The sequence below is a fragment of the Novosphingobium sp. 550D genome (genome assembly GCF_057401885.1).
Map to the genome: position 1 here is coordinate 1,006,342 of NZ_CM171613.1, position 14,430 is coordinate 1,020,771.

Genomic DNA, 14,430 nt, shown 5'->3' on the forward strand with positions numbered 1-14,430 from the left:
CGCGCCATCGCACTCGCCGCCACTGTGGACCATGGTCTTGAGGCCATGCGCATGGCCATCGTCATCGGATGCGCTTTGGCGCTGATCGTGGCGGGGTGGGTTTGATCGGGAGGTTATAATGCGAGGGTCTCGACCCTCGCGCTCCCTTTACTGTCTGCGTTGCGCGATGGGGTCGGCCTCTTGTGTCGGACGCCGCGTTGGGGTTTTTAGAGCTTGCGGCACCTTTGACGTAACTTCACCGCGCCGCAGGCTCTAACAATCATCCACCCAACATTCGCCAACCCAGCGCAACCCCATAATGGGATTGCAAAGGGACAAGTCCCTTTGCCCGCCGGAGGCATAACTTTTCCTCCCCCATCAAACCCCATTGCCCCGAACCCATCCATCCGCCATGAAGCCAGCCTATGGCGATACTATCAGACAAATGGATCCGCGAAGCGGCGCAGACGCAAGGTATGATCGAGCCGTTTCTGGAGCGGCAGCATCGTGAGGGTGTGATCTCTTACGGGCTTTCGTCCTATGGTTATGACGCGCGGGTGGCGGACGAGTTCAAGATTTTCACCAATGTCGATTCGGCCGTAGTGGACCCCAAAGATTTTGCCGCGAACAGCTTTGTCGATCGCAAGACCGATGTTTGCGTGATCCCGCCCAATTCTTTCGCTCTGGCCCGCACGGTCGAATATTTCCGCATCCCGCGCGATGTGCTGGTGATCTGTTTGGGCAAGAGCACCTATGCCCGCTGCGGCATCATCGTGAACGTGACCCCGCTTGAGCCGGGCTGGGAAGGGCATGTGACGCTGGAATTCAGCAACACCACGCCATTGCCCGCCAAGATTTACGCCAATGAGGGCGCGTGCCAGTTCCTGTTCCTCAAGGGCAATGAGCCTTGCGAGGTGTCCTATGCCGACCGCGCGGGCAAATATATGGGCCAGCGCGGCGTGACGTTGCCCCGGTTGTGATCGGATAAGGAGAGAGAAATGTTCAGCCATATCTTCGTCGGATCGACTGATCTGGCCCGTTCCAAGACTTTCTATGACGCGCTGTTTGCCGCGACGGGCGGGCCGGAAGGCACGCTGGACACGGCCAAGAATCGTCTGGTCTATTTTCATAAGGGCGCGGCCTTTATCGTGGCCATTCCGATCAACGGCGAACCGGCCTGCATCGCCAATGGCGGCACGATCGGCTTTGGCCTTGAAAACGAGGCGCAGGTCGATGCCTGGCATGCCGCGGGCGTGGCTCATGGCGGCACCACCTGTGAGGATCCGCCGGGCCTGCGCAAGGAAGCCAATCTCTATCTGGCCTATCTTCGTGATCCCGACGGGCACAAGTTGTGCGCCCTTTATCGTCCGGCCTGATGTGACATGATCCCCGCGCCCGAACCTTTGCCCTCCTCGCTGGACAGCGGCGGCAAAGTGTACGGGCGCGACGGATCGGTGGCGCCCGCCGCGCGGCTGTGGGTGCCCGAAGCGCCGGTGGCGCTTGAATTCAATGGCCTTTCCTATGCGGTGATGATGGCCACCCCGTCCGATCTGGCCGATTACGCTACTGGCTTTGCCATGGCCGAGGGTTTGATCACCCATGCCGCGCAAATGGGCGAGATTGGCGTGGCGCATCTGGACATCGGCTGGATTTTGCGGGCGCAGATCGACGGGCTGGACGCGGAAAAATTGTCAGAGCGGGTGCGGGCGCGGGTAGCGGAAAGCTCTTGCGGACTGTGCGGGATGGAGAATCTTGAGGTTCTTGCCAAACCCTTGCCGCAGGTGGCGCCGCATGATGCCATTACCCCGGCCGCGATTTTTGAAGCGGGCGAGGAATTGCGCGACCATCAGGTTTTGGGCCGCGCGACATCGGCGGCCCATGCGGCGGCCTTTTGCGCGCCCGATGGCGGCATTCTGGCATGCCGCGAGGATGTGGGGCGGCACAATGCGGTCGACAAACTGGTCGGCGCGATGGCGCGGGCCGGGGCATCCATGGCGCAGGGGTTCCTGTTTTCCACCGCGCGCTGTTCGTATGAAATCGTGGAAAAGGCGGTGAAGGCGGGCGTGACGACGCTGGTGACGATTTCTTTGCCCACGTCGATGGCGGTGGCGCGGGCGCGGGCGGCGGGGTTGTCGCTCTGGGTTCTGGCGCGTCATGACAGTGTGATTTGCGTCACTTCGCGATAGAGCGATTTCGAACCGGATGGATGCATCCGGTGGCTCGGAAATCGCGGATGACAAAAATCTGGCGCGACCGATTCGATGCAGTCGGACCGGTTTCGCGCCAGTTTGCAGGTTTATCCGGCTCAAAACGCCCATCGTCCCTTGCCGTGGCCCTATCGCATGGGGCAAGGGGATAGACCATGTGGCGCCTTTATCAATTTCCGCTTTGTCCATTTTCCCGCAAGGTCCGTCTCGTCATGGGCGAGAAGGGGATCGCCTATGAATTGTGGCGGGAAAATCCGTGGGACATGCGCGATGAATTCCTGAACCTGAACCCGGCGGGGCGGACCCCGGTGTTGCAGGAATCGGAAAAAGGGCTGGTCCTGTCGGACAGCCGGGCGATCTGTGAATATCTGGAAGAAACGGTCGAGCGCAGCCCGTTGATCATCGGCACGGCGGCGGCGCGGGCGGAAATCCGCCGTCTGGTCGCGTGGTTTGATGAAAAATTCTTTGCCGATGTCACCGGCCCCTTGCTGCACGAACGGATGGTGAAGCGACTGGTGCTGCGCCAATCGCCGGATTCGCGCGTGTTGCGAGAGGCGATGCGGCTGGCGCATGACCACCTCTATTACATCGACTATCTGGTCGATACGCGGCCATGGCTGGGCGGGGCGACGCTCAGCCTTGCCGATCTGGCGGCGGCGGCGCAGATTTCGGTTTGCGACTATCTGGGCGGGTTGGATTGGAGCGGGCATGAACAGGCGCGCACATGGTATTCGGTATTCAAAAGCCGCCCCAGCTTTCGCCCCCTTCTGGCCGAACGGATGGAAGTGATCCAGCCGCCAAGCCATTATGCGGATTTGAATGCGTAGATGACAAGGGCGGGATCAATTCCCGCCCTTTCATTTTAAAGCCCGCTGTTGCCACATCGCGCAGGACCATGCCCGGCCATGCGAGGAATCGGTCAGTGTTTGATCGAACAAGATGTCTGCGCATCGCGCTATCGCAACGCCATTTCTGCGCAAAAACCATTGATGTAAAATAACAAAACTCCACCCTTTTGGGGTGATGGCAATGCCCGATTGTTACGGTGCAGAAATATGAACGGCTTGGGTGGTCGGCCAAGACGATCGGGGGCGATGGGGCGCTCAAATTGGCCAAATTGCAAGAATTGAACGAAAATCGTGACGATAAAGTTCAATTTGGATCGTTCTCACCCAAAAAATTTAGATACATGTCTAAATATTGGAATATTATTACGCCATCCTGCGGGCTGAGAAGTCACATATGTGTCGGAATTGCAACATGCGCGCAATATTTGGCTTACATGCGTGTCAGCTTCTTTACCGCACACTGACACGGTTGCAAGTAGCCTTCATTGCTTCGCCGTCGCGTCGGCGCGTCGCGCAAATTTCCGGGGCAACAGGAAATTTGTCTGCGGTCGCATGATCCGGCGGAAGAAGTTTTCTTCGGGCTGGCCTTTGGGTCGGCCTCGCGTTCTTCGCGCGAAAAAAGGGGGTGAACATGAAAACGAACCTTGCAAACGCACTTCGGCATGGTGCGGCACCGGTGGTGCTTGGCATCGCTTTGCTGGCCGGACCGGCCTATGCCCAGACCGCCAGCATCGTGGACGGCCCGCCGCCCGCTCCTGCCGCCGCGGTGGATACGTCGGCCACGATCGTCGTGACCGGTACGCGCATCGCCAATCCGAACCTGAAATCGGCCGCTCCGATCACCACGATCTCGGCGCTTGACCTCAAGGCCGCCGGCACCAGCCGCACCGAAGATATCCTCAACCAGCTGCCGCAGGTTTTTGCGGCACAGTCCTCGACGCTGGCCAATGGCGCGAGCGGTACGGCCGAAGTCGACCTTCGCGGTCTGGGGCCCAAGCGTACGCTGGTGCTGATCAACGGTCGCCGTCTGATGGCGGGCGATCCCAGCCCGACCAGCAGCTCGGCTGCTGACCTTAACTTCATCCCCGCCTCGCTGATCAAGCGCGTCGACGTGCTGACGGGCGGCGCATCGGCCACCTATGGCGCGGACGCGGTGGCGGGCGTGGTCAACTTTGTCATGGACAAAGACCTCAACGGGCTGCGCTTTGATCTCAACGGCGGCATGTATCAGCACAACAATGGCTCGACCATGGTGCAGGGCCTGCTGAACGCGCGCACGGCGGCGGGCATTTCGGGCTATGACTATCCCACCGGCAACACCAGCGGCGGCGCCAGCTTTGACGGCACCATTTCCTTTGGCACCAAGTTTGCCGATGGCGCGGGCCACCTGATGGCCTATTTCGGCTATCGCAAGGCCAATGCGTTGCTCCAGTCCTCGCGCGATTTTTCCAAGTGCACGATCCAGAACCGCACCAACAACCGTTCGGGTCTGCAGTGCGGCGGTTCGCTCACCTCAGCTAATGGCAACGCAGTTTATTATGCCAATGACGGCAAAGGCAATGTGTCTTCGACAGTGGGCACTTTGGGCAACGGTACGTTTGGTGGGGCTCCCACGCGCTACAACTTTGCCCCACTGAACTACTTCCAGCGCCCCGATCAGCGTTACACCGCCGGTCTGTTCGCCGATTATGAAGTGAATTCGGCGCTGCACCCCTATCTTGAATTCATGTTCATGGACGACCGCACCCTTGCCCAGATTGCCCCCTCGGGTGATTTTGGCAACACGTTGACGACCAACTGCGATAACCCGTTGATGAGCGCGGCGCAGAAGGCGGCGATCTGCACTTCTGACAATATGGTCAACCACTATCTGGGCACGTTCCCGCTGGTGGACTCGGTCTATAACTCGCTGGCTCCTGCCACACAGGGTCAGGCAACACCTGCCTCCAACAACTACACGGCCTTCTTCCAGTTGTTGCGCCGCAACGTCGAAGGTGGAGCTCGCATCAGCGACCTTCAGCACACCGCGTTCCGCACGGTGGTCGGTTCAAAGGGCGAACTGGGTCATGGCTGGGCCTATGACGCCTATTTCCAGTATGGCCGCACCAACTATAACCAGATCTATTCGAACGAATTTTCGGCTCAGCGCCTGTCCTATGCGCTGGATGTTGTAACCGGTCCTTCGGGCACGCCGGTTTGCCGTATTTCGCTCACCTATCCTTCGTCGGGCTGCGTTCCCTATAACATCTGGTCGGGCACGCCTTCGGCCGCTTCGCTCTCTTACCTGAGCGCGACCGGTTTCCAGAACGGCTATACCAGCCAGACCGTAATCTCCGGCTCGTTGACCGGCGACCTTGGCACCTATGGCATCAAGTCGCCGCTGGCCAGCGACGGCGTGAACATCGCGCTGGGTATCGAACGCCGCACCGAAAAGCTGGTGCTCAATACAGACAACGCCTTCCAGACCGGCGACCTGACCGGGCAAGGCGCGCCCACCCTGCCGATCAACGGGGGCTATCACGTCACCGAATTCCTGGGCGAAGTGGCGGTGCCGATCGTCGACCGCATGCTGACCTTTAACGGCGGTTTCCGGTATTCGGATTATGCGATCAACAATGGCAAGGGTTACAAGACCGGCACGTATAAGCTGGAACTGGACTTTACGCCGATCGAAGACATTCGGATCCGCGCCAGCCTTAACCGTGCGGTGCGTGCGCCCAACATTCAGGAATTGTTCCGCGCCAACTATGTCGGTTTGGACGGCGTAACCGATCCTTGCGCCGACACGACGATCACCGCTGCCGACACGGGTTGTCTGGCGCAGGGCTTGCGTCCGGGGCAGAGCGTGGCCTCGAATCCGGCGGCTCAATATAACGGCTATCTGGGCGGCAATGCTAACCTGCGGCCCGAAAAGGCCATGACCAAGACAGTTGGCGTGGTGCTCACCCCGCACATGATCCCGGGCTTGTCGCTGAGCGTCGACTATTTTGACATCAAGATCAACCAGGCCATTCAGGCCTATGGCGCCGACGCGATCCTGGGGGCTTGCAACTCGGGCAGCGCCATGGCCTGCGGTCTGGTAAAGCGCAACGCGGCCGGTTCGCTGTGGCTGTCCTCGGACGGCTATGTCATCGATCTTGACAACAACGTGGGCTGGGTCAAGACGGCAGGCTTTGAAGTCAACGCCAGCTATTCGAAGAACCTTGGCGCATGGGGCCGCATCAATGCCAGCCTGACGGGTACGGCGCTCAGCGAAAAGTCGACCTATAACGGCCTTTCGCCTGCCTATGACTGCGCCGGCTATTATGGCCCGACCTGCGGCGTGCCAGCGCCCAACTGGCGCCACAAGGCCCGCCTGACCTGGTCGACGCCCAAGAACATCGATGTGTCGTTGACCTGGCGCTATGTCGGTTCGGTCAACGTGGAATACATGAACCCCTCGGCCACCTTGGCGGCCAACAACTACAGCCTGTATAACGCCAAGCTGCCGGGCATGAGCTATTTTGACCTGTTCCTGACGGGCAAGGTGACCAAGAGCGTGGCGGTGCGTGCAGGCGTCAACAACCTGTTCGACAAGGATCCGCCGCTGGTTTCCTCGGGCGGAACGGGCGTGTCGAGCGCCTGCTCCTCGGTCTATTGCAATGGCAATACCTATCCGGGCGTGTATGATTCGCTTGGTCGCTATCTGTTCGTTGGCGCGACGGTCAATTTCTGATCCTTTGCGTTTGACGTGACAAGTTTGCGGCGGCTTTCCCATCCGGGAAGGCCGCCGTTTGCTTTAGATAGAAGGGGAAAGGTCTTGGCGCTTGATGCTGGCGGAATGACACAGGCTGATGAAGATCAGGCCATCCGGCAGATTTTGGGCCTTGCGCGTGGCGGGCGCATGCAAGAAGCGGCCATCGCTGTGCGGCGGGCCGCATCACAGGGCGCAGGCGGGCCGGTGTTTGCGGCGCTGGCCGGGGCGGTGGAGTTTCATCGCGGGCAATTTGCCGATGCCATCCCCCATTTGCAGGCCGCCCATCGCGCACAACCGCAGGACATGACCGTGCGCGGCAATCTGGTCGAGGCGCTCTATCGCATGGGGCGCGGGGGCGATGCTCTGGCGTTATGCGATGAAGGCGCGGCCAAGGCGGATCGCACCCTGCGTCTGGCACGGATCGGCGGACATCTGGCGCAGGAGGCGGGGGATTTCGCGCTGGCCGCCGCGCTCTATCGTATTGCCCTGTCGGGGGATGAGCGCGACTGGACGGGGTGGAACAATCTGGGCAATGCGCTGGGCGCGATGGAGGATTGGCCCGCCGCGATTGATGCCTTGCGCCGGGCGGCGGCGCTGGTGCCCGATTCCGCGCCGGTGCGCCTCAATCTGGCCAAAACGTTGATCGAGGGCGGATTGTGGGAAGAAGGCGAGGCGATGTTGCGCGCCCTGCTGCGCGATTTTCCGCAGGAGGCCGCACCCCATTATGCCATGTTCGATGTCCTGCGCGGGCGCGGTGACGCCGATGGGGCGCAGGCGGCGATTGCACGGGCGGCGGCTCTGGCCCCCGATGATGCGCAAATTCAGGCCGATCTGGGCCAACATGGTGCGATGATGGGCCTGTTTGACGCGGTGGAGGCTCCTCTGCGCAGCGCCTTGTCCATCGACCCGTCGATTGCGCAGGCATGGGTGGGCCTTGCCAGCCTGCTGGAACGATTGAATCGCGAGGATGAGATTGACGCGCTGCGCGATGCGGCCGCGCCCCATGTCGATGCTGCGTCCTTGTCCTTTATCGACGCGTTGCGGCACAAGCGGGCGCATCGCTATGAAGATGCTCTGGCCGCACTGGACGCATCGGGCGATGACACGGTGACGGCCAGCCAGCGACACCATTTGCGCGGGGTCTTGCTCGACCGTCTGGGCCGCCATGACGAAGCCTTTGCCAGTTTTTCCGCGATGAATGCGGAATTTGCCGGTGACATCTCCGACCCGCGCGGGCGGGGCGCGATGTATCGCGCCGAAATCGCGCAGGGCACCGCATTGCTGACCCCCGCGTGGCGGGACGGTTGGACGCAGGTGGAGGTCAAATCCACCCGCCCCGCGCCGATTTTTCTGCTGGGCTTTCCGCGTTCGGGCACGACGCTGCTCGACACGATGTTGATGGCCGAACCGCGTGTCCGCGTGCTGGAGGAAGCCTCAATCATCGCTGATATAGAGGCGGAATTGGGCGGGGTGGCGGCTCTTCCGCGCCTAACCAAGGATCAGATCGAGGCGGCGCGTGCGCGCTATTTCGACCGGGCGGGCCGATTGGCCGAATTGTCGGATGACAGCATTGTGCTGGACAAGCACCCGATGCATTTGCGCCACGCCCCCACGATCCACCGGCTGTTCCCGGAAAGCCGCTTCATTCTCGCGCTGCGCCATCCGTGCGATGTGGTCTTGTCCTGCTGGCTCACCAATTTCCGGCTGAACAATGCGATGGCCAGCTTCCTTGATCTGGACGATGCCGCCGAATTGTATGACGCGGCGTTCGATCAATGGGAAACCGCCCGCGCCCTGTTCAACATCTCGGTAGGCGAGGTGGTCTATGAACGCCTTGTCGAGGATAAGGATGCGCAATTGCGGCCGATCTTCGACTGGCTGGGGCTGATTTGGCCCGAAGATGGCGTCGATCACCGTCAGGCCGCCCGCGCGCGGGGCACCGTCATCACGGCCAGCTATGCACAGGTGACCGAACCGATTTACAAACGCGCAGCGGGGCGTTGGCGGCGGTATGAGGCGCATCTGGCCCCGGTGGCGGCGCGTTTGGCCCCATGGATCGAGCGTTTCGGATATGCCTCCGCACAGGACGCCCAAGCGTGAACGCAGCGGTCGACGCCCTTGTTCGCGCAGGCGATCTAGCCGGGGCGGCGGACAGGCTGGAGGCCGATCTGGCCGGAGCAGAGCCGGATCTGACACAATATCTCAAACTGGCCGGACTGCGCCGCGCCTTGCGCCAACCGCGCCGGGCGTTGAAAGCGGTGGAGGCGGGACTGGTGCTGGCGCCGCTGGATTTCATGGGTTTGGTCATGCGGGCGGGGTTGCTGGAAAACATGGGCGACCCCACCGCCGGGCGCGCATGGGACGAAGCCTTGGCGCAAAGGCCGGAGGGTGATTTGCCGCCGCCGTTGTTGGCCGCTTTGAAACAGGGTGAAATCCTCCGCGATCAATGGCGGGCGGAGCGGGCCGCCAGCCTGTCCGCCATCACGCAAAGTATCGAGGCCGAGGCGCAGGGCGATGAGGCGTGGCGCATGGCCCGTTTCCGCAGCAACACCTTGCGCCAGACACGCGCCTATCATTGCGAACCAACCCATTTCCATTACCCCGGCCTGTCCGAACGCGAATTTCATCCGGCGCAGCGTTTCCCATGGCTGGATGAAGTGGCGGCGGCCACCGATGCCATTCGGGCCGAAATGCTGGCCGTCATGCAATCGGATCGCGCCGAATTGGCCCCCTATATCCAATATGCCGCGCATCAGGCCCTGCGTCAGTGGCAACCGCTTAACCACAATCCCGATTGGACCGCGATTCACCTGATCCGCCGGGGCGAAGTGGTGGCGGCCAATGCTGCGCAATGTCCGGCGACGATGGACCTGTTATCCCGTATGCCGCAACCCGATATTCCGGGCGCTTCGGCCAATGCGCTCTTTTCGCTGCTGGCCCCCCACACCGCCATCCCGCCCCATGTCGGGGTCAGCAATGCGCGGCTACTATGCCATGTGCCTCTGGTGGTGCCCGATGGGTGCTGGTTCCGGGTGGGGGCGGAAACGCGCATGTGGCGCGAAGGCGAGCCGTTTATATTCGACGACACGATCGAACATGAGGCGATGAACCCATCGCCGCATCTGCGCGTGGTGATGATTTTCGACATCTGGCACCCGGATCTGACCCCGGCCGAGCGCGACGTGGTGCGCGCCATCGTGGCCGAGGAAAGTGCCGCCGGGTCATTGGGTTAAACAGGAGTTATGGCATGAAACAGCACTGGTTGATGGCGGCGGCGGGTCTGGCGATGATCCCGGCCGCATCGGGGGCGCAGACGGTGTTTGATGCGCCATCGCCCCTGCCTTTCCACGCGCCCGATTTCACCCGGATCAAGGATGGTGATTTCCAGCCCGCCATCGAGGCCGGCATCGCCCTGCGCCGCGCCGAAATTGCCAAGATCGCCAACAACCCCGCCGCCCCGACCTTTGCCAACACGATCGAGGCGTTGGAGCGTTCGGGCCAGATGCTGGACCGGGTCTTGCAGGTGTTTTCCGCGCTGACCAGCGCCAACACCAATGACACGCTGGATGAGGTGGACCGCGTGACCGCGCCCAAGCTGACGGCGTTGAATGATGAGGTCGCGTTTGATGCGCGGCTTTTTGCGCGGGTGAAAAAACTGCATGACAAGGCCGCCAGCCTGAAACTGTCGCCCGATCAGCGCCGCTTGCTGGACCGCACCTATGTCGAATTTACCCATGACGGCGCCTTGCTGGACGATGCGGGCAAGGTGCGGCTTAAGGCGATCAACCAGCGTATTGCCAGCCTGTCGACCGAGTTTTCGCAAAAGCTGACGGCGGGCACGCGTGAGGCGGCGTTGGTGGTCAAGGATAAGGCGGCGCTGGCCGGCCTGTCGGAGGGCGACATCGCCGCCGCCGCCAAAGTGGCCGAGGGCAAGAAATTGCCTGCGGGAACCTATGCCCTGCCCTTGCAGAACACGACCCAGCAGCCGCAATTGGAAAGCCTGAGCGACCCGGCCACCCGCAAGGCTCTGTTCGAGGCAAGCTGGAACCGCAGCGAGCGGGGCGATGCCTATGACACGCGCGCGATCGTGGCCGAATTGGCCCAATTGCGCGCCGAAAAGGCCAAACTGCTGGGCTATAAGAACTTTTCCGACTATCAACTCTATAATCAGATGGCCAAAAACGGCGCCAATGCCCGCGCCTTCATGGCCAAACTGGCCCCGGCGCTGACCGCGGCGCAGGCGCGGCAGGTCAAGGAACTGTCCGCCCTGATCGCCAAGGATGGCGGCGACACCAGCGTCAAACCGTGGGATTGGCAGAAATATGCGGCCCAAAGCCTGAAGGCCAAATTGTCCTTCGATCCCGCCTCGGCCAAACCCTATTTCGAGATCAACAAGGTGATGGAGGACGGCGTGTTTTATGCCGCCACCCAGCTTTACGGCATCACCTTTAAGCGCCGCACCGATCTGCCGGTCTATCAGGAGGATGTGCGCACCTACACCGTCTATGACAAGGACGGCAAGGAATTGGCCCTGTTTTACTGGGACCCGTGGAAGCGGGACAACAAGCAGGGCGGCGCATGGATGAGCAATTTCGTCGGCCAGTCCAAGATGATGGGCACGAAACCGGTCATCTATAACGTCGAAAATTTCGCCAAACCCGCCGCCGGACAGCCGCTGCTGGTCAGTTTTGACGATGTGATCACCATGTTCCACGAATTTGGCCACGCGCTGCACGGCATGTTCTCGGACCAGTATTATCCGGGCCTGTCGGGCACCAACACCGCCCGCGATTTCGTCGAATTCCCCAGCCAGTTCAACGAGAACTGGGCCACCGATCCCAAGGTTCTGGCCCATTATGCGCTGCATTATCAAACCCATGCGCCCATGCCCGCCGCCATGGCGGAAAAGCTGAAAGATCTTCGCCGGGTGGATCAGGGCTATGACCTGGGCGAAGTGGTGGCGGCCGCTATGCTCGATATGGACTGGCACGCTTTGCCCGCCGATGCGCCGCGTCAGGATGTCGATGCGTTCGAAGCCAAGGCCTTGGCCGCATCGGGCCTCGACACCGCGCATGTCCCGCCGCGCTATCGCAGCAGCTATTTCCGCCATATCTGGGCCAATGGCTATGCCAGCGCCTATTACGCCTATCTGTGGACCCAGATGCTGGACCATGATGCCTACGACTGGTTCGTCCATCATGGCGGGTTGACGCGGGCCAATGGCGATCGGTTCCGCGCCATGGTCCTCTCGCGCGGGTCGTCGCTGGATTATGCGGATATGTACAAGGCGTTCACCGGGCGCGATCCTTCGGTGACGCCCATGCTGCGGGCCAAGGGCCTGATCGACTGAAACTTACCTCCCCCCATCAAAAGGTTTGAGCTATGAAATATTCGCCCACGCTGGCCGCGCTGCTTTTGGCTGCGGTGTCTGCCCCGGTCATGGCGGCGGCGCCTGCCTTGCCGGTGGTGAAAGTGCCCCCCATCGACGTGGCGCTGATGAAGGATACGGTCAAAACGCTGGCCGCCGACGATATGGAGGGGCGCGGCCCATCCACCGCGGTTGAGCCCAAGGTGTTGAACGCGATCATTGCGCGGTTCAAGGCGGCGGGATTGAAGCCGGGCGGTGAAAAGGGCGGGTGGTTGCAAACCGTGCCCACCGTGGAAATGACCGTGACCCAGAGCAGTCCGTTGACCATCGGCGGCGTTGGTTTCGTGCGGGGCAGCGATTTTGTCGCCACCAGTTTCCGCCATGTGCCTCATACCGAGATCAAGGACAGCGATCTGGTCTTTGTCGGCTATGGCATCAACGCGCCCGAATTGGGGTGGAATGATTATGCGGGCGTGGACATGCACGGCAAGGTCGCGGTTATCCTGATCAACGACCCAGACTATGCCGCCAAGGACGAGGCGGGCCTCTTCAAAGGCCGCCGCATGACCTATTACGGCCGCTGGACCTATAAGTACGAAGAGGCCGCAAGGCAGGGCGCGCGCGGGGCCTTGATCGTGCATGACACGTTCCCCGCCGCCTATGGCTGGAACGTGGTGCAATCAAGTTGGTCCGGGTCGGAATATTATGTCGCCCGCCCCGACAATGCGATGGATCAGACCGAGGCCAATGGCTGGATCCAGATGGGCGTGGCGAAAAAGATCTTTGCCGCAGCGGGCAAGGATTTTGCCGCCCTGTCCGAAGCCGCCAAGGTCAAGGGGTTCAAGGCGGTCCCTCTGGGGCTGAAGGCCAGCCTGTCGTTTGACAGCACGATCCGCCGATCCGAATCGCACAATGTTGTGGGGATTCAAAAGGGGCGCATCAAACCCGATGAGGTCGTGCTCTATTCCGCCCATTGGGATCACCTTGGCCATTGTCAGAAGGATTCGACCGGCGACGGCATTTGCAACGGCGCGGTGGACAATGCGACGGGCGTTGGCGCGCTGATGGCTCTGGCCGAGGCGAATGTGAAGGCGGGCCCCGCGCGCCGCAGTCAGGTGTTCGTGGCGCTGACGCTGGAAGAATCGGGCCTGCTGGGCAGCGAATTCTATGGGCAGAACCCGCTCTATCCCTTGTCCAAGACCGTGGGCGGGGTGAATATGGACGCGCTGGCTCCGATCGGACGGGCGCGCAATTATGCGATGACCGGGGGCGACAAGTCCGAACTGACCGCGATCTTCCGGGGCGTTCTGGGGCAGGAGGGCCTTTATGAAAGCCCCGAAGACCATACCGAGCGTGGCCACTACTATCGCTCGGACCACTTCAGCTTGGCCAAGCGCGGGGTGCCCATGTTCGACATCGCACGCGGGCAGGACCTGTTCATGGGCGGCGAAAAGTCAGGTGCTGCGGCCACCGAGGATTATGTCGAGCATCGCTATCACCAGCCCTCGGACGAATATTCGGACAAGTGGGACTGGTCCGGTATCACCCAGGACGTGAAGGTCTTCTACAAGCTGGGGCGGATTCTGGCCGATGGGTCGGCTTGGCCCAATTGGCACAAGACCGACGAGTTTCGTGGGATTCGTGATGCGAGTTTGAAGGCGGGGAAATGAGTTTGCCTCCGGCGGGCAAAGGGACTTGTCCCTTTGCAATCCCGTTATGGGGTGGTGGCTGGCGGCGTAGTGTCGGATTTTAAAAGCCTGCGGCGCGGTGAGGTTACGCGTGGTCGCGCCGCAGGCTTTAAAATTTCAACGTTGCGTCTGAAGCGCTGCGTCGAACCACAGGCGCAACGCAGACAGTAAAGGGAGCGCGAGGGTTTAGACCCTCGCATCCTCCTCTACCCCCTTCCAAATTCCAGACACGAAAAAGCCCGGCGGAGAATCCCCCACCGGGCTTTTTCCGTTCAACCCCAAGGGTTGATTAGGCGGCGACAGCGGCCTTCTTGGCCAGCTCGCGCTTCACCTTCACAGCGCGGGGGCTGAGCTTGGTGTCGTTGGTCTTCAGCAGCCAGTTATCGAGACCGCCCACGTGTTCCACCGAGCGCAGGCCGTGCGTGGAGACGCGGAACTTGAAGCTACGATCAAGACCTTCCGACAGCAGCGTGACGTTCTGCAGGTTGGGCAGGAACACGCGCTTGGTCTTGTTGTTGGCGTGGCTGACGTTGTGGCCGATCTGGCGGCCCTTGCCAGTCAGTTCGCAAATACGGGACATGGGTGTTACTCGCTCAAAATGAAT

Annotated in this window: 10 protein-coding genes; 9 read left to right on the forward strand and 1 reads right to left on the reverse strand. The window is 61.3% G+C overall.

From position 1 onward, the window contains the following. Nucleotides 1–404 precede the first annotated feature (404 nt). The 9 genes from dcd to AC2S2E_RS04950 all read left to right on the forward strand — a co-directional run bounded on the left by dcd (nt 405) and on the right by AC2S2E_RS04950 (nt 13,808). A complete protein-coding gene (gene dcd / locus AC2S2E_RS04910; protein ID WP_168603303.1) occupies nt 405–959 on the forward strand; it encodes a dCTP deaminase in 555 nt (184 codons plus the stop codon). Nucleotides 960–977: 18 nt separating this feature from the next. Continuing rightward, nucleotides 978–1,355, forward strand: coding sequence for a VOC family protein (locus AC2S2E_RS04915; RefSeq protein ID WP_476105923.1), 378 nt, complete (start codon nt 978–980; stop codon nt 1,353–1,355). 6 nt (nt 1,356–1,361) lie between these two features. Then, entirely contained in the window at nt 1,362–2,165 is an 804-nt protein-coding gene (gene fdhD, locus AC2S2E_RS04920; protein ID WP_486523945.1) for a formate dehydrogenase accessory sulfurtransferase FdhD, read from the forward strand. 176 nt (nt 2,166–2,341) lie between these two features. Next, nucleotides 2,342–3,013, forward strand: coding sequence for a glutathione S-transferase family protein (locus AC2S2E_RS04925; protein WP_476105921.1), 672 nt, complete (start codon nt 2,342–2,344; stop codon nt 3,011–3,013). A gap of 652 nt (nt 3,014–3,665) precedes the next feature. Beyond that, nucleotides 3,666–6,749, forward strand: a complete 3,084-nt coding sequence (locus AC2S2E_RS04930) for a TonB-dependent receptor domain-containing protein (protein WP_486523946.1) — start codon at nt 3,666–3,668, stop codon at nt 6,747–6,749. Nucleotides 6,750–6,833: 84 nt separating this feature from the next. Further along, entirely contained in the window at nt 6,834–8,870 is a 2,037-nt protein-coding gene (locus tag AC2S2E_RS04935; protein ID WP_486523947.1) for a tetratricopeptide repeat-containing sulfotransferase family protein, read from the forward strand. Then, complete coding sequence (locus tag AC2S2E_RS04940) at nt 8,867–10,003, forward strand: aspartyl/asparaginyl beta-hydroxylase domain-containing protein (protein ID WP_486523948.1); 1,137 nt, start codon at nt 8,867–8,869, stop codon at nt 10,001–10,003. The genes AC2S2E_RS04935 and AC2S2E_RS04940 overlap by 4 nt, the downstream gene beginning before the upstream one ends. 14 nt (nt 10,004–10,017) lie before the next feature. Next, nucleotides 10,018–12,120, forward strand: a complete 2,103-nt coding sequence (locus AC2S2E_RS04945; protein WP_486523949.1) for a M3 family metallopeptidase — start codon at nt 10,018–10,020, stop codon at nt 12,118–12,120. Nucleotides 12,121–12,152: 32 nt separating this feature from the next. Then, nucleotides 12,153–13,808, forward strand: coding sequence for a M28 family metallopeptidase (locus AC2S2E_RS04950; protein ID WP_486523950.1), 1,656 nt, complete (start codon nt 12,153–12,155; stop codon nt 13,806–13,808). A gap of 307 nt (nt 13,809–14,115) precedes the next feature. Here the strand turns inward: AC2S2E_RS04950 and rpmB are convergent, their stop codons facing one another. Then, nucleotides 14,116–14,406, reverse strand: a complete 291-nt coding sequence (rpmB, locus tag AC2S2E_RS04955) for a 50S ribosomal protein L28 (protein WP_476105915.1) — start codon at nt 14,404–14,406, stop codon at nt 14,116–14,118. Between the last annotated feature and the right edge of the window lie 24 nt (nt 14,407–14,430).

What these genes read in the sequence shown, in the direction of transcription:
- dcd (WP_168603303.1), top strand. Translation starts at nt 405, where the DNA reads ATGGCGATACTATCAGACAAATGGATCCGCGAAGCGGCGCAGACGCAA.
- AC2S2E_RS04915 (WP_476105923.1), top strand. Translation starts at nt 978, where the DNA reads ATGTTCAGCCATATCTTCGTCGGATCGACTGATCTGGCCCGTTCCAAG.
- fdhD (WP_486523945.1), top strand. Translation starts at nt 1,362, where the DNA reads ATGATCCCCGCGCCCGAACCTTTGCCCTCCTCGCTGGACAGCGGCGGC.
- AC2S2E_RS04925 (WP_476105921.1), top strand. Translation starts at nt 2,342, where the DNA reads ATGTGGCGCCTTTATCAATTTCCGCTTTGTCCATTTTCCCGCAAGGTC.
- AC2S2E_RS04930 (WP_486523946.1), top strand. Translation starts at nt 3,666, where the DNA reads ATGAAAACGAACCTTGCAAACGCACTTCGGCATGGTGCGGCACCGGTG.
- AC2S2E_RS04945 (WP_486523949.1), top strand. Translation starts at nt 10,018, where the DNA reads ATGAAACAGCACTGGTTGATGGCGGCGGCGGGTCTGGCGATGATCCCG.
- AC2S2E_RS04950 (WP_486523950.1), top strand. Translation starts at nt 12,153, where the DNA reads ATGAAATATTCGCCCACGCTGGCCGCGCTGCTTTTGGCTGCGGTGTCT.
- rpmB (WP_476105915.1), bottom strand. Translation starts at nt 14,406, where the DNA reads ATGTCCCGTATTTGCGAACTGACTGGCAAGGGCCGCCAGATCGGCCAC.